The sequence below is a fragment of the Flammeovirga agarivorans genome (genome assembly GCF_012641475.1).
In the GTDB taxonomy this organism is placed as follows: domain Bacteria; phylum Bacteroidota; class Bacteroidia; order Cytophagales; family Flammeovirgaceae; genus Flammeovirga; species Flammeovirga agarivorans.
The window spans coordinates 258097-280677 of the sequence record NZ_JABAIL010000002.1; the positions used below are offsets into that span (position 1 = coordinate 258097).

Genomic DNA, 22581 nt, shown 5'->3' on the forward strand with positions numbered 1-22581 from the left:
AAATTCGTATTTAACTTATTTTTAATTTACTTATGTTAAAAAGATTACTAGCAATTCTAGCCATACTATCTTTCTATGGTACTACTTACGGACAAGACTTTAGTATCGACGCCCAAGTAAAACCTCGTTACGAACATAGAAATGGTTTTGGCCAATTACGCCCTACAGACAATAACGCCGATCGTCCTGCCGATTTTGTTTCCCAAAGAACAAGAATCAGAATGTTATTCAACGATAAGAGTGAAAAATTCAGAATGGGCTTCTCCATGCAAGATGTAAGAACTTGGGGTGAGATCGGAAACTTTGATTCTAAAGACAATGGTAACTTCAACATCCATGAAGCATGGGGTGAGTTATTATTCACAGACGCCTTTTCAGTAAAGGTAGGTCGCCAAGAAATTTCTTATGATGATCAAAGGATTTTTGGTGCTGTGGATTGGGCGCAACAAGCAAGAAGCCATGATGCTGCAATTTTCAAATATGAAAAAGGCTTTAAACTTCATGCAGGTTTTGCAATCTCTACTTTTGGAGAGTCTAACTACTACATTGAAAACGATGGCAATGCTTACAAAGCAATGCAATACTTATGGTTCCATAAAGATTTTGAAAACTTCAAGTTATCAGGTTTATTCCTTAATAATGGTGTAGAGCAAAACACTACAAACGCAGCTACACCTCAACCTGCAGATTTCGAAACAGTATATTCTCAGACTTTAGGTGCTCATGGTGAGTGGAGACCAGGTAAATTTGGCTTAAACGCATCATTCTACTATCAATTCGGTAAAACTGGAGCTGCAAAACAAGATATCTCAGCATACAATGCATTACTTGAGTTATTATTCAATGCAAATGAAAAGTTAGGATTTATCGTAGGTGGTGAAATGTTATCTGGTACTGCATATGATGAGACTGAAACATATATGACATTTAACCCATTCTATGGTACAAACCACAAATTCAACGGTCACATGGATTACTTCTATGTAGGTGGCAGAATGCCAAGAGGTGGTTTAACTGACTTATATGTTGGTGCTACGTATAAATTCGATAAAGATTGGAATGTATATGGTAGATACCACTACTTTGCTTCAGCCGCAACAATTGCAGATAACAATGGAAATGAACTTGACAGTGGTTTAGGTAGTGAAATTGATTTGATCATCAATTATAAATTCAACAAATATATCACAATCCAAGGTGGTTGGTCAGGTATGTTTGCTACTGACTCGATGGTTTACTCTACAGCACAAAACAATGCTGGTGACCCTAACAAGTTTAACAACTGGGGTTGGATGGGCTTAGTAATCAAGCCTACATTGTTCACAACAAAGAAAAAAGAAGTTGCGGCTAACTAATAGCTAGCACTTACTAGAATAAAAAAAAAGAGAGTGATTTTAAATAATCACTCTCTTTTTTGTTTATTAATGCTTGTATTATGCTCCTATTTTAGCTTTTGCGAGCTTTAATATACTTGCAACCTGTTCTTCTATCGTTAAGCCTGAAGTATCAACTACCACAGCGTCATCTGCTTTTTTCAAAGGGCTTTCTTTTCTTGTCGAATCGATATGATCTCTATTCTCAATATCAGCAATAACATCTTCTAAAGAAGTTGATACGCCTTTTGACTCCATTTCTTTTAAACGACGCTTCGCTCTCACCTTTACATCTGCAGTCATAAATACTTTCAGCTCGGCATTTGGAAAAACTACAGTACCGATATCTCTACCATCCATAACTATTCCTTTATCCTTTCCCATCGTTTGTTGCTCCTTTACACAGAATACTCTTACTTCTTTTATCGCAGCAACATCACTCACTCTACTAGTAATTTCCATGTTACGAATAAATGGCTCTACATTTTGACCATTTACATGTACTTCGCCGATTCCTGTAGAGGGGTTCAATACAAATTTCAAAGATATTTTTGACAAGGCTTTGTTTACATCATTGATATCTGCGATGTCTACTTCGTTAGTTAGGAAGTTATGAGTTACCGCTCGATACATAGCACCCGTATCTATAAAAACATAATTTAATTCTTTTGCTACCGCCTTTGCTGTTGTGCTTTTTCCACAACCGGCATGTCCGTCAAGGGCTATAATAATTTTCTCCATTTGATTTTTTGTCTTTGTAACCTATGAATAGATCAGAAATAAATATACAAAAGAAAACCCTACACAGGTGGACTGTATAGGGTTTTCGCAATAATATATTTTCAACTAGTTCTTCTTGAACAGTCTTTGGATCATTACTGTATAGTAGTCAGTATCAAATAACTTAACATCATTCTTCGCTTGGAATGTAAAGAAAAGACCAAACACAAGTAAGAAGATATTTGACAACCAAGTACCTAAAATTGGATCAATTAATAATTCTTTGGCCATTTTCTCTCCTGTAATAGTCAAGATATAGTAAATCACAAAGAAAAATACTGAAACCAATACAGGAACACCTAAACCACCTTTCTTAATAATCGCTCCTAATGGTGCTCCAATCATAAACATCAATAAGATCGCTACAGCTGTAGAGATTTTCTTTTGAACGTCAATAGTATAACGAACATCCTCTCTAATCTGATTCTTATGTCTTGATGCATTTGATTTTAAAACATTGTAGAAACTTGAAGCACTGTTGTAAGCTGAAGACGCAATACGAAGCTTATTATCCTTTGTATTTGGATCATATTTTTTCTTCGTTACCTTATCAGCATTGTGCTCATTTTTATGAGATGTATGACGGTAGTAGAACTGAGTCTCCCCATTTTTGGCAAGCATAGAACTATAATCCACCATTGCTTTTTCTAATGAATCCTGCTCTACTTTTAGTTGAGAGCTTGTTTTCATTAGGTTATGTCCCATAAATAAATCTTCTCTAGTTTCATTCATTGCGTAGGAATCCATACTGAAATAGAAGATTGATGAATCAAACTCTGAATGAACGTATTGAATATCTGCTTTTGATTTCTTATCCTCTACCTCACTGTATGCGTTACCTTCAAATAGTGTCAGCATTAGATAAGAATCATTATTGATTAATTCCATTTTACCATGATTGGCAAGGATAACTTCTTTATTACCGCGGTGCCCTTCATGTTTGTAGATAATCACATCATGAATACCAATACCATCTTCATCCTTTTTAGCTACTTTGATACTGTAACCATCCAAACCATCATAGAATGCACCTTCTTTAAGGTTCATTGTTGGTTTTGTCTGTTTGATATCATAAAGTAAGCTATAGGCCTTTAAGTTGGCGTGAGGTACTACTGTATCGTTATAAATTAGTTGGAAAAGCGTAACGACAATAGTGAAAAAGAAAACTGGACGAAGTACTCTAAGTAATGATATACCTGCCCCTTTAATTGCTGTTAACTCTGAATGTTGCCCTAAACTACCATAAGTCATTAACGATGCTAATAAGACAGCAAGCGGTAATGATACAGGAACTAACGCTAGTGCAAACCAAAAGAATAACTCAGCATACACATCATAACCTAAATCTTTGCCTAGAAAATAGACAAATTTAGAGATCATATACTGTGACCAAAAAATAAAAAGTACCACTGCTGATGTTAATGCAAATGGACCTATGTATTGTTTTAATAATAGCTTATCTAGCTTCTTCATATTTTGTTGTGTGATTTCTACAACACCCAAGATATATTCAAGAGTATCGCAAATCTAAAAAACTGCTTACTATTTTATATTATGAATAGTTACCTATTGTATTATTTTTAAAACTTTAACAACCTTTTATTCTGTATAATCATATAAAACATCTTCAATCGACTCCATTTTAGAACTAGAATATTTACCACTAGTTACATGAAGAATTTTTCCGTTCGCATCAAGAATAAAAAAATACGGATCATCTTTATCACCTAACTTCAATTTTTCTCTGTATTCTTTTACACTTCCTAATATGATGACAATATTATCATGCAACTTCTTATCGATATTCTTTTTCATGGAAGATTTCAGAGTTTTCTCCGCTGCTTTAGCAATACCTCTCGCTAAAGCGACAAACTGAAGGTTTATATCGTATGTTGTTGACCCTCCAAATAGATCTGAGCTAGGAGGACTAATAAACGTATTGTAAAATGGCTGCATCCATGTCTCTAAGTTGGCTTGTGATTTTTTTGAGTAAGCCACTCCCACAATAGAAATCTTTCCTTTTACAGCATCTGGTAAAATAACATTTTTATCTACCAAGGAAACTCCTTCCATTTTAGGAAACATTTTTCCTTTTTGCCCAAAAGCAGTGAATGTCAACAATAAGAATATTATTATGGTTTGAATAGTTTTCATAAGGTTATAGGTCTACTTGATGTGATTTAATGTTTTCAGTATATAACAATATAAGTTTGATATCTTTAAATCCCATAGATTTTAAAGTTCTACCATATCTTTTAATTTGTTCCTCATGCTCTTTATTAAAAGAACCTGTTTTATAATCAATCACCACTACTTCCTCTCCTTTCAACAATAGTCTATCTGGGCGATCAATCACAGAAGCTTTCATTAATTCTTTTTTTGGAGAAACTATTTCTGACTCATTTAAAACAATATACCCGCTATTACCATCAAAATATTGTTTTATTTCTTCATCATTGATAATCTGTAGTATGTGATCTCGGTAATCTGTAACATCTTCTTTGTCAATATATCCTTTCGACTTTAAGAAGGCGATGGCATCTTCTACATCTTCAGCAAATCTGATTTTTTCGAATGCTTTATGAAGTAAAATACCTTTATCTTTTGCCAACAACCTATCCTCTAGAGAAATTACTTTTTCACCTATTTCAAGTGATCCACTTTTCATACGAAGCTTATCCGTATTATCAGTATGGATAATTTCTCTACGATTTTCAGGTTCAACAGCGGCTTTTTCCTTATTCACAACTTTTTCGTCTTCAAAAAATCTAAATTCTTTGAATACAATTTCATCTATCGTGGTAGAAGCCTCTTCTAGAACATCAAAATCACTTTGACCTGTTGCAAACGATATAAAGTCTATCATAGGATTGGCTACTGACGATGCTGTTTTCTTCTTAAGGTCTTCATTTAAGAAAATATGGAGATAGTTTTTTGCTCTTGTTGTAGCAACATACAACATATTGATAGCATCGATATATACATCCCTTATTTCTTGATTGTAACCTTCTTCAAAATCTGTCCCTTCTAATTTGGAAGATATACCTAACTGAACCGCTGACAACTCAGGTACTAGATTATTATTTTCCCAATCGAACCACTTGGAATCATTAGTACGTGGAGTAGTTGACCAATCTGCAAAGGGTAATAAGACGACTGGAAACTCTAAACCTTTCGATTTATGAATACTAAATATTCGTACTGCATTTATATTTTCAGGAACACTTAGTGCCTCTTTTTCCTTAAGCAACTCCCATTTACTTAGAAATTCTTGAGCACTATTACCATTTCTGGTAGAATGTTGAAGCACAGTCCCCAAAAATTTCATTTGATACGCCTGCTCCGTTGTTCTTTTATTTAACTTAAAAGTTTTGATCAAAAATTCAATTTGATCGAATAACGTTTTCCTTCTAAACGTAGATACCGAAAATTCAACATCAAACTCTTTTTTGATAAATTCTTCAAAGTTCTGATGTGTTGCACATTCAGCTACCGCCTCTCCAATTCTAGCGTATTCATCTCCATGAATTTGAGTAGGCGCTTGATTCACAGTTTCCCAACGCAGTGATTTCACATCATTGTAATGAGCATACAGGAATCTGGCAATTTTCATGAATAAAATCTTATCAGCTCTACGAACTAGAAGTCGGATCATATTCACAATAAATTGTACAGATGGAGCAGAATTCACCAATAACGATTCGGATGATATTACTTCAATACCTTCCTGAACCAATTTTTCAGCAATCGCAGCACCATGTTTATTAAAACGTACTAGAATAGCAATATCCTTATAGTCGTAGTTTTTTTCATTGACTAGGTGTTCAATTTCATCTGTAATCCTTTGTAATGAAGGGGCTTCATATAAATCTTTATTCCCATCTTTTTGACAGGCTGTCAACCTTACTTGACCACCAACTTTCTTTACAATTCCTTGCTCCCCCCCAAGATAAAACTTAGACAAAAGCTCATCATTTTTCTGTGTTCTAATAAATTCATACAATGAGTTATTAAAACGAATGATATTGGGGCTACTTCTATAGTTCTTTCCTAGTTTCTTGGGATCTCCATCTTGCTTTAAGACATATTCCTCTTCTTCAAGAGCTGTACCTTTTGCGGTGGGTATTTCAGGAAGGTCTACCAACATCTCAGCCTTTCCTCCCCTCCAACGGTAAATAGATTGTTTTGCATCTCCTACTACCAAACATTCACCCTCATACATTGATAACGAATGGGCCACTAATGGTATCAAATTATGCCATTGTGTTTTTGAAGTATCTTGAAACTCATCTATCAAAATATGAAAATACTTTTCACCTAAGCGCTCATACAAATAGGGCATCGGAGATTCTTCAACAATTTTATTGATGTTCTCACCAATCTCAGAGATATGCACCCACCCCTGCTCTTCTTTCATGTTTGCCATCTCCTCTTTCAATACTTGGGCAGTAATTAAAAGGTAGATTTTATCGTAAACATTTTTAATCAACTGAGTATCTCCAACTAATTTCAATAGTTCTTCAATACCATTCTGATAAATTGGCAAAGCTGCATCGTATCCTGCGGGTGCCTTCTTGTAATTAGGTGCTGTAGCGATTGCCCTGCCGGTATCTCCTTCAAGCGCTTTTATTACTGTATTTGTAAGTTTGGTATTTACTTTCGCAATATCTCCTTCAAAACGTTTTAAAAAGCCTCCAACATTTTTTGCAAGGTCTTCTACAGGTGCCCCTGCATTTGACAGATCCAATTTTAGCTTTTCCAGAAGTTCATCTTTCTTCGTCTGATTATCCTCATAGATAATCTTTTTTAAACGTTTGGCAAGCTTAGAATATTCTTCAATATTCATTTCAGTCTTTGTCACCGGATTGGTTCCAAGTTTATTGATAATCCCTCTTTGGTCTTCATCGAATAATGCTTTACCAAATGATTTAATCTGAGGAACAACATTCCAACTCGATTCTTCTTCTGCTTTTTTGATAGAAAAAGTTTCTAATGCCTCAGTTAACAACAAGTGTTCTTCTTGCCCTAACTTATCCATCAGTACATAAGTAGCATCTTCTAATAAGCTATCGGCATCAAGTACTAGCTCATAATTAAACGGGAAGTTCAAATCTCGCTTGAAAGCCTGTGCAATTTTCTGACTAAATGCATCAATAGTACTTACCGAAAAATTAGAGTATCCATGAAGGATCCTTTGATGTACTTGTGAGGATCTATTTTTAATTCTATTAAACAGAACTTTTTCATCCGGATGAGCCTCTTGTTCTGGATTAGGATCATCTTCCTTTACACCATAAAATTCATTGACAATGGCTCTAAGCATATCATCAGAATTTTTATCAAAGGCATTCGCAAAGTTTTTCAGTTGAGATAAGATCCTTTCTTTCATTTCCGCTGTAGCCAGATTGGTAAAGGTTACAGCAAGAATGTGTTTGTAATATTCAGGGTCAAACTCTTCATCAAATTTATTGATTTGAAGAGCTATTTTAATGTATTCTTTTGCTAATGTAAATGTCTTTCCAGCTCCTGCCGAAGATCTATATATCTTAAAGTTCTTACTTATCATTTTGCGTAATAATGAATCCTCTTTGTGATGATTATTTTTGGGTCGTCATTTTTTGATTCACCATCTCTCTATATGTTTTACCGACTGGAATCTCATGCTCTCCAATCCAAAGCATATGTTTTTCAAATGCTGTCACTTTACTGACATTGACAATATATGAGCGATGCACTCTCATAAAACCATATTGGTTCAGTTCCTTTTCTAGTTTAGTCAATGAGTTAAGGGATATAATTCTTGAATGATCTTCCAAAAAGTAAGAAACATACTCTTTTAGTCCTTCGATATATAAAATATCATTTGGTAATATCTTATGTGTCTTACTGTCCCCCTTAACAAACAAATGAGCCGGTTCTACTTCAGCAGTTCCTTGCTGATGACTGGACTTCATCTCAATTCTTTCTACTCCTTTATTGATAGCTTTAATAAACCTATCTAAAGAAAAAGGCTTTAACAGGTAATCTACTGTATCCAATTCATAGGATTGCACTGCATATTCAGAATATGCCGTAGTAAAAATCACAACAGGTTTAACTAGTAAAGATTTTACAAAATCGAGCCCAGAAAGTTCTGGCATCTGAATATCCAACAGCAAAATATCTATTTGTTCTTTTTGCATTATTTCCATTGCTTCCAATGGAGATTTACAACTCGCTACTTCATGAAGATAGGGTATCTTCTGAACATATACCGACAATAAGTTTCTCGCTAATTGTTCATCATCAACAATTAAGCAGTTGTAAGTTTTTTGCATGTTAAAACCTAAATATTTACTGAAAAGTCTTTAAAAAGAAAATGAGTTATCCAATGCGATCACAAAAGTAAATAGGGAACTTTTGTTTGTCTTTATTTCATTTGAAAAAAATGACTTTCTATCATTAGAACTACTAAGATCTAAAACAACGGTTAACTTTTCAACCCAATTTCTACAATCATCTGCATTGATTTATTAGATTTGTGAGAATTTTTTACATTATAACAATGAGTGGAGAAACTATTAAAATTATTATAGTTGCAATTCTAACAGGAGAATTTGTATTAGAAAGAGCGCTAAGTTACCTCAATATCAAGGCAATGAGCAACAAACTCCCTTCTAAATTAGAAGGCTTGTATGATGCTGCCGAATATAAAAAGTCACAAGATTATCAAGCTGAAAAAGATCGATTAGGTTTATATAGTAGTGCTGCCAGCTATATTTTAACAATGGTTTTATTACTATCAGGAGGATATGCATGGATTGATGAGTTCGCAAGAGACTCATTTTCATCAAATACTATGGAAGTATTGGTCTTCTTTGCCATTATTGCATTGATCTCTGATGTTATCAGTATACCTTTTGAATTATACAATACATTTAAGATTGAAGAAAAATTCGGATTCAATAAGATGACGGTTTCTACCTTTATAATGGATAAACTTAAGGGTTATGTTCTAGGTGGGGCTATTGGAGGCTTATTGATCTGGGGTTTTGTTTCATTCTACTCTAACTTCCCTGATACTTATTGGGTAATTGCATGGGTTGTCTTTATGCTTTTTGCGTTGGGCGCAACAATGTTCTATGCGAACGTTATCTTACCATTATTCAATAAATTAACTCCTTTAGAAGAAGGCGAACTACTTACTGCGATCAACAACTACGCACAAAAAGTAGATTTCCCTTTAGGTAAAATTATGATTATGGATGGATCTAAACGTTCAACTAAAGCAAATGCATTCTTTAGTGGTTTAGGTGGAAATAAAAATATTGTATTATATGATACACTAGTAGAGAAATTATCTACTGATGAGATTGTTGCTGTTTTAGCCCATGAGGTTGGACACTATAAGAGAAAGCACACTTTACAAATGTTCTTGATCACTGCTGTAAATATGTTTGTGACTTTATGGTTATTAAGTCTGTTTATTGATTCTAAAGAGCTTCAAATTGCAATGGGAGCGGATACTTTTGCTCAAGCAAGCAGTTTTTTTAGAGGAACAACAGGAAGCTACTTATCACCATTAAACTTGGTCGCATTCTCTATGCTTTATAGCCCTATTTCAATGATTACAGGCTTAGTGGTGAATGCCTTCTCAAGAAAGAATGAATTTGAGGCTGATGCATATGCTAAAGATACTTCTTCGAGTTCATCATTGATTGAGGCATTGAAAAAGCTATCTGTAGATTCACTTAGTAATCTAACACCGCATGAAAGCTATGTAAAAATGCACTACTCACATCCACCATTATTAAAAAGGATGGAAGCGATGGAAGGCTAACAAAAAAATCCCTTACCAGATTGAAATGGTAAGGGATTTTTTTATGCATCTATTTTGATATCGGAATTATAATTCTCGGGTAATAAATCGAGAATTGTTTTCTGATTTAAAATTTCTAATTGAGCATCTCGAACATCAAGCATTACTGCTTTCAACGTACAGTTCACTTCGTCGTCACAGTCTTCACAAGGCTCATAATAATTTAGACTTACACATGGTAAAGGAGCAATTGGACCTTCAATCATTCGATGTATATCACAAAGGGTTACCTCTTGCGGGTCTTTAATTAGATAATATCCTCCACCTTTTCCTTTCTTACTGCTTAAGATTCTACCTTTTCTTAGTTCTAGTAAGATACTTTCTAGAAACTTTTGAGAGATATGTTCTTTCTTAGCAATTTCAGAGATCAGAATCGGTCCGTCACCATATTTAGAAGCCAAAAATCGCAATGCCTTGAGTGCATATTTTGTCTTTTTGGATAACATATTTAGTCTATCGTTTTTATAAATTATATATAGTTCAACGCTAAAGTATATAAGATAATCATAAATAGCTATATTAATTCTATTCAATAACTAGATTTATAACAATTTCACTCGATTTTGTATGATTATTGAAAAACTAAATGTATCTATACTTATATTTTAGTTGAATAAGCTAGAATCGAACATTATTATCAATTTTAAAACAAGAGTTTGATACTCATTTTTTTGACGATGGACCAAATTCAAGAGTTTTTCGCTGTACTTTCTGAAGAACAGAAATACACACTTATTATAGCTGTTGTAGCTATCCTATTTGTATTGTTTAAAGTTGCCAAAGCAGTCATTCGTTTAGCAGTAATTGCAGCTATCGTAATCTTAGCGGCTATTGCCTACAATAAATTTGAACCGTCTGGAATCGAAAAATTTGGCAAAAAGGTAAAGCATAATGTAGAGAGCTCTATTAACTAACTCTCTTTTATTGAATTACATATTTTTATCTTCATAGTATTATCAAAAATAGTCATATATTATTTGTTAATATGTGAAGCATTTTGTTAATTAGGAGTGTGAAACATTTAACGATGTCTCACTACCTTTAACAATTAAAAAAGGGTTATCTATCATTGCGATAGTTAACCCTTTTTTGTTTTACTTTTTGATGAAGATAAAATCTCCACCTTCATCCCCTGTAGAATTAATGACACCAAATTGAGGTACATTTTCGGAGTTATTCATTACCGCTACTCTGAAACTATCAAACAATGATCTTGCACTGATATATTTCTCGGTATTTTCTAGCAATCGTTTTTGTAGATACTTTACAAATACACTTTCATCCGGTACCTCTTTAAGGGTTCCACTGGTCATCGCCTTTCTTGATGGCAACTTCTCCAAACTTTTTATCGATTTCTCTGCATCATCAAAAGCTGCCCTAGTTTTAAAAATACCTCCAGAGAAACAAGCATCAGAAACCAACAAAACATGTTTGGCTCTATATGAAGCGATATATTCTTTAATTGTTGAGTTTCTTACCCAATTTGCTGTACTTTTTGCCTTAGCATCAGATGGCAACCAATACCCTGCTTTTCTTCTTGGGTCCCAATGACCATGCCCCGCATAAAAGATAAGAATATGATCATTTTCAGTAGAAACCTCCATTAAATTATCTAATGTTTCAATAATCTGCTCTCTCGTAGGGCTCTTTAAAGAGATTACATTTTCTCTTGGGAAAGTATAGTTTGAAACTAATATTTCTTCTATAGAGGCAGCATCTCCTTCTGGTTTATCTAAGTTAGCTATTTTCTCATCCTGATATTGATTGATACCTATGATAACAGCTCTATATACAGGCTGTGGTTTATATTCAACAATATCAAAACCTAAATCAGAGAAAGGTGAGATTTTTGGCTGTGTATCTTCTTGCTTTTGTTGCTCTGCAGTCTTGCTTTCATCCGCTTGGTCTCCACTACGACTTTTTTCAACGGATGCATGTGCTTCACCCATCTGATCCTCTTCCTTCAACCCTGAAGTAAATACTTTAGACATATCGATGTATGCCAAAGAGCCATCTTTAGAATAATATGCCTTTTTCGCAATACCATCAATACAAGGAGAATGAGGGCTTCCTCCATTATTTAGAGCAACCATTGGCATTGGATCAGACCAAGAGCCATCATCACTTTTAGTCACATACATTACTTCATAATCGAAGCTTTCATCACTAATCTTAGATAAAAAAACCAACGTTTTACCATCAGGCATTATTCTCGGTTCTTTCTCACTGTAAAGGTTTACTGGTTCAGGAAGTTTTACAGGCTCTCCAAAATTTCCCTTTTTATCAATAGATGCATAGTAGATAGCATATTGTAAATTCATAGGATCTGATCCTTCTTTAAGTCTAGTAAAGTAAAGGCCATCTCCATTTTTGGTAATTGAAGGAAACATTTCATAACCACCTGAATTGATTATTTCAGGTAATAACTCCGGCTTACCCAACCTTCTACCCCAACGCTTTATTCTATACAAATCCGATCCATTTTCTCCATTAATGGCTGAGAAATAAATCCATCTACCATCATAGCTGATCATTGGACTTGTAGGGTACGGCATATCCTTAGGGATAACTAATTGAGTTGGAGGCATAAATTTACCATCGACTTTATTGGATAAGTAAAAGTCAAAACCTTCAGAATTTTCTCTAGCAAAGAGTAATGTCTTTCCATCCGAAGTAATACTAGGAAAACGTTCGTTGCCTTCCTGATTAAATTCATCTGGGAAAATTGTTTGTGAGTTGGCTGTTAGTGTTGCCAAAATCAATACGAAAAAAATAAAAATTTGACGTCTATTCACACTGCGAATTTTAAAGGGATTTATTATTCTTTATCTTTGCACGTTCTATAAGCAAGTCTGTGTATCTCAAGACAACTAATAAATTGCTCTTGACATGCAAAGATGTAGTTATAAAGTAATTAAGAAGTAACAAACTTCATACCTCAAAAGATGCAAATGCAAGTAGATAAAAAACAAAAGAAAAAGGAATCACCCATTTTAAGTATATTACTTAACATTGTCATCCCTTCTTTAGTGATGTCAAAATTAAGCGATCCTGAATACCTTGGCGATGTAAATTCAGTAATTATTGCCATCGCATTCCCGATAGTTTATGGTATTTATGATTTCTTCGACCGTAAAGAAATAAGTATTATCGCGGTTCTTGGACTTGTCAATGTAGCACTAACTGGAGGTATTAAATTATTGCATCTTCCTTCTGACCTTATTGCGATTAAAGAAGCTGCTGTACCTGGACTTATTGGTATTATTGTTTTCATCTCTACATTCACAAAGTACCCTTTAGTCGAGAAACTACTTTATAATGATACACTTCTTGATATCAATAAAATTGAAACACAATTAAAATTCAGAAATACGAAAGAACTTTTCAACAAAAGACTTAGAAACACTTCGTTTATGTTGGCCGGTTCATTCTTCTTATCCTCTGCATTAAATTATATCCTAGCAAAAATTATTATCAAAAGTGAATCACATACTATTGAATTCACTAAAGAACTAGGGCAAATGACTGCTTGGAGTTGGGTTGTCATTGCACTTCCTTCTACAATTGTGATGATGGCAGCATTAATGTATCTCATCAAAGGGGTGAAAGAGTTCACTGGTTTTGAGATGCAAGAAGTATTAGTAGGTTTTGAAGAGGAGAAAAAAGAAGAAGGAAAATAATATAGTTATGGCAATTGTTGATACATCAGTAGCTGAAGCTAAAAAAATATTAGATAAGGGTGGACTAATCGGTTTACCAACGGAAACAGTTTATGGTCTTGCAGGAAATGCACTAGACCCAGTAGCTGCTTCTAGTATCTTTGAGGTAAAAGCGAGACCAAGCTTTGACCCATTGATTGTACATAGTAGCTCTCTTGAAAGACTATCACCATTTATCAAAGACATACCAGAAGAAGCAAAAAAATTAGCAGACGAATTCTGGCCAGGTTCTTTAACTATGGTTTTACCTCGTTCTGAAAAGATTCACGATTTGATCACTTCAGGATTAGATACGGTAGCAGTAAGAGTACCTAATCATCCTTTGGCATTGGATTTACTTTCTCAATTAGATTACCCTGTTGCAGCACCTAGTGCTAATCCTTTTGGATATATTAGCCCTACTACTGCTCAACATGTAAATGATAAACTAGGGGATAAAATTGAGTATGTTTTAGACGGAGGCCCATGTCAGGTTGGTGTGGAATCCACTATCGTTGGTTTTCCAGAAGGAGTTCCAACTATTTACAGAAAAGGTGGTATTCCTATTGAAGAAATCGAAAGAGTAATCGGTCAAGTGAAAGTGAATGCTCAATCTTCTTCACAACCACAGGCTCCGGGAATGTTACATAGACACTATGCTCCCAATGCAAAATTATTACTTGGGAATATTGATGAAATGATTGAGGAATACAAAGACGAAAACTTTGTTACGATGTCATTTAATAAAAGCTTTCCTACTGTTTCAGAAGAGAAACAATTTAAGTTATCAGAAAGCGGTGATTTATCAGAAGCAGCAAGAAACTTATTTAAAACATTAAGAGCTATAGATAAGCTTAATCCATCCTTTATTCTTGGTGAATGGATGCCTGAAGAAGGACTTGGAAGAGCAATGAATGATAGAATAAAAAGAGCAGCTGCCTTAGGGTAACTGCTCTTTTTGCTTTTGGTTATTTTCTAATAAAAGATCAAATAAGATAAAGCATTTTGTACCATATCCTTTTTCTGATTCTACTTTTAATAGTCCATTATTTCTTTTTATAAAGTCTTGTACTAGGATCATTCCTAGACCAACACCTTTCTCACTTTTTGTACCTTTTGTGGAATATTGTACAGAAGGGTTTAATAGTTTCTTCAACTCTCCTTCTGTCATCCCAACACCATTGTCTTCGATCAACAATTCTACTTTATCTCCAATTCTTTTAGTGGAAATCCTAATTTGTCCGTTGCCATCATTCTTTGTAAACTTCATTGCATTAGACATTAGATTTCTTATAACACAATCCATACTATTATTATCTATATAACAATAATAGTCTTCCTCTAATTGGTAGCTTAATGTAATATTTTTCTCTTTTGCTATTCCGGATAAAAGATTGACATTTTTCTCAACCAGTGTATTCAATCTATTTTTCTTGCGATCAATTTTGATAGAATTTGAGGCAGATCTTGACCATGACAATAGATTATCCATCAACCCCATAATATTCTTCATAGAGGCATGCATATCTTTTGCTAACATTTTGATTTCATCAGCTGTAAACGCATTTGATCTTTCCATCAGTATCTTCAAGAAACCTATTTGCGTATTAATAGGGCCTTTTAAATCATGAGATATGATAGAAAAAAATTGATCCTTAACCTTATTCGATTCCATCAATTTCTTCTTAGAACTCATCAATTTTTCATTGCCCTGCTCTAATTCTTCAAATTGATTTTGAATCATATCGTACATCTCCTGGAAAGAATTGGCTAATGCGGCTACTTCTTTTGTAGGTCTCTTTAGCGATTTAAAATCAATAGGTGTTCCCGATTGCATATAACCACTTTCAATGACTCTTCTGGTTCTATCTTCTAAAACAGTAATAGGGAAAGAAACTCTTGAGGCTGTATAATAACCTACTAAAACGGTAAATAGTACTGCTACTAAGCTAATTAACAAATAAGAAAGTTTTATTTTCCACATTAGGGTAACAAACCTATTTGAGACATCTGTACTTAGTGAATCAAACTCCGATTCTATATACGCTGCCGTATTATGTAACTTCCCTTTTAATCCTTCTTGATTATTCTTACCAATCTTATATTGAAGTAAAACAATGTCATTAAAAATAGCTAAATACTTCTCTGCAGCAGCGCTTTCTTTTTTGTATCCATTATTTTTTTGGAGTAAATCAAGTAACTGCTCAGATGATTTATTTATTCTTAGTACATAGGATGTTTTTGGGTTTAAAAGATATTTCATTCCGTTCAACTGCATCTCGTTAAACAGCTTCACATATCTTTCTTCTTTTAATCCCGATAAGGTTTTTATGCTTTTGTAAAGTTCACCATACAAACCTGAGGTTTCAGAACCCAACTGTTTCTTGGCTTTGATTAATTGTTGTACAGTAATGTTGTATTTCTTAATTAAGCTATCGATAAATACAATATCATTTTCTAGCTTCCACTCATGAATTTGTTCATGGCTGATCAGCTTATCGATACTTACAGTGATGAGTTCCACTTTATTTTCTCGCTTAATCAATAGGTCTTCCAATCGATCAGAAGATAATGATGAAAATGGATGATTTTCAGCAGACAGTTCTGTAGCGTCTTCTTTTATTAAGTCCAAAACACTCACCTCCATACTCATTAACCAAGCTTTTACTTGATCGAGTTCTTCGCTTCTATGAATGTATTTGTAAGTAATAAAAGATATACAACTAAATAATATTGAAAAAGAGATAAATGCGGTAAGAATTCTCCCTCTTAAACTTCCATTGTTCATACCTCTGACGTTAGTTAGGCTGTTGGTAGTAATTACAGATTTACATAAATGAGAATGTTCAAAAATATGATTTTTTTCTTAGTTTAAAAACTTACAGTATTTTAAGTCCCAAAATAGTGGTATCATCGTCTTGAATACCGTCTCCTTTCCACTCCATATACGTTCTATTAATATAATCTTTCTGATTTTCAATAGACTCTATCTGCATATCAATTAATAGTTCTTTAAATCTCTCATGAGTGAACATCTCATTTTCAACGTTCTTTTGCTTCATAAAGCCATCACTAAACAGGTATAAACGACATTGTTTTATTCTGTTTAATGGTAGATAATGAGTATTATATTTAAGAGTTGTGTCTGCACCTAAACCTCCAATACCATAAGCATCTCCATTTAGTTCATCCAACACATCATCTCTAACTACAAAGACAGAGTGATTCGCTCCTGCAAATTCCATCATTTGTTTCTGACGATCCCAAACACATATCGATAAATTGACAGCACTATCAAATACTTTATCTCCTTTCTTTGTAATCTCTAATAATGATTTGTTCAATGACTCAAGAATTCTATCTGGGCTAGAAATCTTTTTCACCTTTACAGTTTCGTTGATCAATGACGTTAATATCATTCTTAATAATGCAGCATCAATATCTGACTTCCCTGTATCACCTAAAAAGAAAAATACTCTACTGTCTCTTTCATGGTACCAAATAAAATCACCTGATATATCATTTTTGGCACTATGGATATGGAAAAATTCTTCAACACTCGAATTGAACATTGTGTTATCAAAGAGTGGAGTCCTAAGTACTCTCTTCACAGACTTCAATTCATCATCCAACTGATGCTCCTGCTTTTCAATGACCTTATGCTGTTCATCTTTTATTCCATGTAGTTTCTTTTGTTCTTCCGTTTGGTGTGCAATAGTTTTTGTTGAAACCTCCATTTGCCCTGCCAAATCTTCCAATTGCTTTTGCAAGTGTTCTTTATCAGACATTAGGGTTTTCACTTCCTCGCTGATAATTTCCAACTTCTGCAACATATCATCAGTTATTCCACTATTCTGATGACTCTTAGCTAAGAAAGTCAATGGCTGATCTACCAAATCTTCCAATGCCCTTTTCAAGGCATAAATAGGTTTAGCGAGCTTTCTCCCTCCATAAATTACACCTAACAAGAAAAATGCAGCAATAATCGCCAAAAGGGCATTGACATAAATTCTTAACGTATCCCATTCGTAATAGGCAATATCTCTATCCCATTCTACGACGATAGACCAATCCAAACCAGCTCTTTTCAATGCAACAACATCAACCAATGCGTTGATACCATTTACAGAACTCACCTCTAAAATCTTATTTTCTTTACCCAGATTTCTCCACAGTGTACTATCTACCTTTTGAAGACCAATCACTGAGTTGTTTTTCTTAGCAACTTCTAGATCATCTAAAGAGTATCCTTCCTGTGACATTCTCAATAACACAGCAGAAGGGTTTTCCTTAAACTCCCTACTTGTTGTTCTTATTCTTCCATCACTACCGACTAGATAAATATCTGTATTATTAGAAGCAATTGGAGACATCATTTCCCAATCTCCAGGGGAATAACTATATGCGATAACATACTTACCTGTAGCAGATGTTTTAGTCAGAAGGTAACCTCTTAACTTACCAAGATTCAGTTTACTTGGCGATACATCTATCCAATAATGGTTTCTCTTGCCTTCCGCCAACATTCTAACCAACTTATCTCCATCCTTGGTAGTAAACAACGTAGAAAAGAAAGACTGACCAATTTCTACAAAGTTGGTTGAGGAGGCGATTACTTTACCATCTGCAGTATCGATAATATAGGCCTCCTTGGCATTTAATATTTTATTGAACTTTTGAAGTGTGTTGTTTAATTTGTAGAATTTCCAATAGGCAACATCTTTTTCATTACGCTTATCATTGAGCCATAATTGGTATAGGTAGGCAGACTTATCCAACTCACTATCTTCCATTAATTTAGAGAGTGCTTTAGCATCAAATTTCCCATTATTGATTTTACCAAATTGAGCATAGTTTCTATCATAATTTTTCTGATAGGCTTTTGGTGCAACTATATCATCTTTAACCTTTAGTAGTTGTTTCTTTAATCCGTTTAGTTCTTTGTCTGTTATTGTTTGAGATAAGCTTACTGCTGCAGCTTCTTTTTCTGAAAAATTCGTTTTTATAAAATCAGAGATAGCTAATGCTACGACTTCTAATCTGCTTTCTACAGCCTTCTTTTCAGTTTTTGTAATGATCGTATTGATCACAACAATTAGAAAAAATAAGGCAATAATGACGATAGTAAAAAAATAAGAAAATATACTAGATTGTATCTTTCTAAACATAATGATATGATCGTTTTGTACGTTTGGACTACCTGAGTGAGGTATATGGTTAGTGAAATTAAAATAATTTGCCCCAATATAAAAGTTTCATTGCAGATAAAGAACTTCTAAACAAATTGTATGACATAAAAAAACCCGACTGCATTTATGCAACCGGGTTCAATATATAAATCAATGAGATTATCTCATTTCTTTGTATTTGTTGATCAACTGATTTGTTGAAGAATCATGTGATTCTACTTTATCTTCATTAGTCAATTCAGGAAGAATTTTGTTAGCTAATTGCTTACCTAACTCTACACCCCATTGATCAAATGAGAAAATATTCCACATTACACCTTGAACAAAGATCTTATGCTCATACATAGCGATCAATGCACCTAAAGTAAACGGTGTTAGTTTCTTCATCAAGATTGAGTTTGTTGGACGGTTTCCTTCAAACACTTTGAAAGTCTTTAACTTTTCAATTTCAGCATCTGATTTACCTGCAGCTTTAAACTCAGCGACTACTACTTCTTCAGACTTACCTGTCATTAATGCTTCAGTCTGAGCGAAGAAGTTAGATAATAATTTTGGATGGTGATCACCAATTGGGTTTTGAGATACTGCAGGAGCAATAAAGTCTGCAGGAATCAATTTAGTACCTTGGTGGATTAACTGATAAAATGCATGTTGACCGTTTGTACCTGGTTCACCCCAAATAATAGGACCTGTTTGGTAATCTACGGGCTTACCTGATCTATCTACATACTTACCATTCGACTCCATATCACCTTGTTGGAAATATGCTGCAAAACGGTGCATGTATTGATCATATGGTAATAATGCATGAGATTCAGCACCAAAGAAGTTGTTATACCATACTCCTAAGACAGCAAGAATTACAGGAAGGTTTTCTTCAAACTCTGCTGTTTTAAAGTGGTTATCCATGGCATGAGCACCTTTCAATACTTCTTCGAAATTATCATACCCGATATTACATGCGATTGATAAACCAATAGCTGACCATAATGAGTAACGGCCACCAACCCAGTCCCAGAAACGGAACATGTTCTCTGGAGCAATACCAAACTCACGTACTTTTTCTTCGTTTGTCGATAAAGCAACGAAGTGCATCATGATATGATTTTCGCTTTTTGCAGCTTTAAGGAACCACTCCCTAGCTGAGTTAGCGTTAGTCATTGTCTCCTGCGTTGTAAACGTCTTAGAAGCAATGATAAACATTGTAGTTTCAGGATCTAACCCTTTTAATGTCTCAGAAATATGAGTTCCATCTACATTAGAAACGTAGTGAATATTAACATCAGTAGCATAAGGTTTTAATGCCTCAGTTACCATGTAAGGACCTAAGTCTGATCCACCAATACCGATGTTTACTACATCTGTAATAGATTTTCCAGAGTAACCTTTCCACTCACCAGAAATTACTTTAGTAGTAAATTCCTTCATTTGACGTAGTACATGGTTCACCTCTACCATAACATCTTCACCATCCACTTTCATTGGTTGGTTAGATTGGTTACGAAGTGCAACATGGAATACGGCTCTATCTTCAGTTTCATTGATGTGCTCACCATTGAACATGCTTTGAATACCTTCAGCAACTCCTGTCTCTTTTGCAAGATCCAAAAGCAACTTCATTGTTTCGTCGTTGATGATGTTCTTAGAGTAATCAACAAATATATCTTCAAAAGTTTGAGAGAATTTTTCTGCTCTCGAAGCGTCTGTATCAAAAAGATCCTTCATGTGCACATCTTTCATAGAGTTGAAGTGTGCTTCTAGGGCTTTCCAAGCCGCTGTTGATGTAGGATTAACTTGTTTCAACATGATATTATTAATATTATTTCAGTTACATATCTTAAAAAATGGAACCCATTCATCATAGGCTCCAAAGATTCCACAAAATTACACTTTCTAGGTATCGGAACAAGTAATTTCATGGTGTAGTTTGGTGATTTTTGTCCCTATTTTAGTTTGCAACGGATTGTTATTAAAGTATTTAACATTTAGTCAACAACATTCACTATTATTCATCTCTCAGGATTATAATTGTGTAATTTCAACACTAAAAACAAAAAAGCCTTTAGATCTAAATTTATGACCTAAAGGCTTTTATTTATTTTAATCGATTAAGATTATAAGAAGGCAAATTGCTCTACATCTTCTTTAGTAATTTCTGTCGGACTCATAATCGTCAGACGTTCCACTACATTTCTTAATTCACGAATATTTCCTGTCCATTCTGGCTCTTTCATTTTTTCAAGGGCCTCTTCTGTGATCTTCGTTTCAGGTTTACCGTATTCACCGGCAATATCCTTTAAGAACTTCTTCACTAACAATGGAATATCTTCTTTTCTATCTGAAAGAGATGGAACTTTAATAACAATAACACTTAATCTGTGATACAAATCTTCTCTGAAATCACCTGATTTAATCATTGCTTTAAGGTCTTTATTGGTTGCAGCAACAACTCTTACATTTACCTTAATTTCTTTATCTCCACCTACTCTAGTAATACGATTTTCCTGAAGTGCTCTTAATACTTTTGCTTGGGCAGAAAGGCTCATATCACCAATCTCATCCAAAAATAAAGTTCCTTCATTGGCTTGCTCGAATTTACCAATTCTTTGTTTGTGGGCTGATGTGAACGATCCTTTTTCATGGCCAAACAATTCTGATTCAATCAGTTCAGAAGGAATTGCAGCACAGTTCACTTCAACTAATTGTTGTTTTGAACGAGGGCTCTTACCATGGATCCATCTAGCTACAAGCTCTTTACCAGCACCGTTTGGTCCTGTCACCAATACTCTAGCTTCAGTTGGTGCTACTTTCTCAATAGTATCTTTCATTGCTACTACTGAGTCAGATTCACCTATAATATCGTACTTCTTAGCTACTTGCTTCTTTAATACTTTAGTTTCTTGTACTAAAGAGTTTTTATCTAAAGCATTTCTAACAGCTAATAAAAGTCTATTTAAATCGGGTGGTTTTGAAATGAAGTCAAAGGCACCTTTTTTAGTTGCATCTACAGCAATATCAATGTTTGCATGAGCAGAAATCATGATAAACTGAGGTGCTTTACCCATTTCCATTGCTTTTGTTAGTACTTCAATACCATCTTTCTTTGGCATTTTCACATCACATAGAGCAACATCATAGTTATTCACAACAAGCTTCTCTAACGCTTCCTCTCCGTCTTTCGCTTCATCTACTTCGTAGTTTTCAAACTCCAAAATTTCACGAAGAGTATAGCGGATGCTTTTTTCATCATCAATGATAAGAATCTTCTTTGGCATCCTATAATTTTTAGATTGTTTTATAAGTTTTTTACCAAGCTACTTCAACACAATAGTCCATTCCCTGGCAGTCTGCAAATTCAAAATCCATTTCTGCTTCTGGGAAAAATTTTGTTACCATTTCCATCACCTGAGCTACTTCTAGAGCACCTAATGGAGATTTTGTTGGAGGAGTTAGTATTGCTATTTCAAGTTTACTTGAAGAAACCTTGGGTTTAAAATAATTGCATTGCTTTTCAGTATCAGCAAGTAATGTTTCCAATGATTCGCCCGCAGCTGTAAAGTTCCTTCTCATATTGCCTGATTTTGAATTATATTCTAATGATAACCGCAAATATACACTTGCCTCCAAATTCAGAACTATTTTTCTGTAAAAAATTTTCAGCAAAGAACATTTATTAGTAGTTT

General features: G+C 34.3%; 17 protein-coding genes. 5 read left to right on the plus strand and 12 right to left on the minus strand.

Going from position 1 to position 22581, the window contains the following annotated elements:
- The first annotated feature begins 32 nt into the window (after positions 1 to 32).
- Complete coding sequence (locus tag HGP29_RS05835; RefSeq protein WP_168881430.1) at positions 33 to 1355, plus strand: alginate export family protein; 1323 nt, start codon at positions 33 to 35, stop codon at positions 1353 to 1355.
- 78 nt (positions 1356 to 1433) lie between these two features.
- On the opposite strand, the gene cmk is transcribed toward HGP29_RS05835, so the two are convergent.
- The 5 genes from cmk to HGP29_RS05860 form a co-directional block, all read right to left on the minus strand.
- Positions 1434 to 2114 carry a (d)CMP kinase gene (gene cmk / locus HGP29_RS05840; protein ID WP_168881431.1) on the minus strand — a complete coding sequence of 227 codons (681 nt, stop codon included), beginning with the start codon at positions 2112 to 2114 and terminating at the stop codon, positions 1434 to 1436.
- Between the two features lie 105 nt (positions 2115 to 2219).
- On the minus strand, positions 2220 to 3626 hold the full coding sequence (locus HGP29_RS05845; protein ID WP_168881432.1) for an LptF/LptG family permease: 1407 nt from the start codon (positions 3624 to 3626) through the stop codon (positions 2220 to 2222).
- Between the two features lie 126 nt (positions 3627 to 3752).
- Positions 3753 to 4307 carry a hypothetical protein gene (locus tag HGP29_RS05850; protein ID WP_168881433.1) on the minus strand — a complete coding sequence of 185 codons (555 nt, stop codon included), beginning with the start codon at positions 4305 to 4307 and terminating at the stop codon, positions 3753 to 3755.
- Positions 4308 to 4311: 4 nt separating this feature from the next.
- Entirely contained in the window at positions 4312 to 7719 is a 3408-nt protein-coding gene (locus tag HGP29_RS05855; protein ID WP_168881434.1) for a UvrD-helicase domain-containing protein, read from the minus strand.
- Positions 7720 to 7750: 31 nt separating this feature from the next.
- Positions 7751 to 8470, minus strand: a complete 720-nt coding sequence (locus HGP29_RS05860) for a LytR/AlgR family response regulator transcription factor (RefSeq protein WP_168881435.1) — start codon at positions 8468 to 8470, stop codon at positions 7751 to 7753.
- Positions 8471 to 8697: 227 nt separating this feature from the next.
- Here HGP29_RS05860 and HGP29_RS05865 point away from each other — a divergent pair, with 227 nt between their 5' ends.
- Positions 8698 to 9972, plus strand: a complete 1275-nt coding sequence (locus HGP29_RS05865; protein WP_168881436.1) for a M48 family metallopeptidase — start codon at positions 8698 to 8700, stop codon at positions 9970 to 9972.
- A gap of 41 nt (positions 9973 to 10013) precedes the next feature.
- On the opposite strand, the gene HGP29_RS05870 is transcribed toward HGP29_RS05865, so the two are convergent.
- Positions 10014 to 10457 carry an RrF2 family transcriptional regulator gene (locus HGP29_RS05870; protein WP_168881437.1) on the minus strand — a complete coding sequence of 148 codons (444 nt, stop codon included), beginning with the start codon at positions 10455 to 10457 and terminating at the stop codon, positions 10014 to 10016.
- Positions 10458 to 10688: 231 nt separating this feature from the next.
- On the opposite strand from HGP29_RS05870, the gene HGP29_RS05875 reads away from it, so the two are divergent.
- Positions 10689 to 10925: a hypothetical protein gene (locus tag HGP29_RS05875; RefSeq protein ID WP_168881438.1), complete on the plus strand. Its 237-nt coding sequence runs from the start codon at positions 10689 to 10691 to the stop codon at positions 10923 to 10925.
- Positions 10926 to 11105: 180 nt separating this feature from the next.
- Here HGP29_RS05875 and HGP29_RS05880 read toward each other — a convergent pair whose 3' ends face one another.
- Complete coding sequence (locus HGP29_RS05880) at positions 11106 to 12767, minus strand: caspase family protein (protein ID WP_168881439.1); 1662 nt, start codon at positions 12765 to 12767, stop codon at positions 11106 to 11108.
- Between the two features lie 195 nt (positions 12768 to 12962).
- Here HGP29_RS05880 and HGP29_RS05885 point away from each other — a divergent pair, with 195 nt between their 5' ends.
- Complete coding sequence (locus HGP29_RS05885) at positions 12963 to 13691, plus strand: VC0807 family protein (protein ID WP_211093214.1); 729 nt, start codon at positions 12963 to 12965, stop codon at positions 13689 to 13691.
- A gap of 7 nt (positions 13692 to 13698) precedes the next feature.
- A complete protein-coding gene (locus HGP29_RS05890) occupies positions 13699 to 14658 on the plus strand; it encodes an L-threonylcarbamoyladenylate synthase (protein WP_168881441.1) in 960 nt (319 codons plus the stop codon).
- Here the strand turns inward: HGP29_RS05890 and HGP29_RS05895 are convergent.
- The 5 genes from HGP29_RS05895 to HGP29_RS05915 all read right to left on the minus strand — a co-directional run bounded on the left by HGP29_RS05895 (position 14650) and on the right by HGP29_RS05915 (position 22468).
- Positions 14650 to 16497, minus strand: a complete 1848-nt coding sequence (locus HGP29_RS05895; protein WP_168881442.1) for a HAMP domain-containing sensor histidine kinase — start codon at positions 16495 to 16497, stop codon at positions 14650 to 14652. The two genes, HGP29_RS05890 and HGP29_RS05895, sit on opposite strands and share 9 nt — an antisense overlap.
- A 91-nt stretch (positions 16498 to 16588) precedes the next feature.
- Complete coding sequence (locus HGP29_RS05900) at positions 16589 to 18877, minus strand: PP2C family protein-serine/threonine phosphatase (RefSeq protein ID WP_168881443.1); 2289 nt, start codon at positions 18875 to 18877, stop codon at positions 16589 to 16591.
- Positions 18878 to 19057: 180 nt separating this feature from the next.
- Entirely contained in the window at positions 19058 to 20704 is a 1647-nt protein-coding gene (gene pgi, locus HGP29_RS05905; protein ID WP_168881444.1) for a glucose-6-phosphate isomerase, read from the minus strand.
- Between the two features lie 308 nt (positions 20705 to 21012).
- Positions 21013 to 22173: a sigma-54-dependent transcriptional regulator gene (locus tag HGP29_RS05910; protein WP_168881445.1), complete on the minus strand. Its 1161-nt coding sequence runs from the start codon at positions 22171 to 22173 to the stop codon at positions 21013 to 21015.
- A 31-nt stretch (positions 22174 to 22204) separates the two neighbouring features.
- A complete protein-coding gene (locus HGP29_RS05915; protein ID WP_168881446.1) occupies positions 22205 to 22468 on the minus strand; it encodes a hypothetical protein in 264 nt (87 codons plus the stop codon).
- Positions 22469 to 22581: the final 113 nt, after the last annotated feature.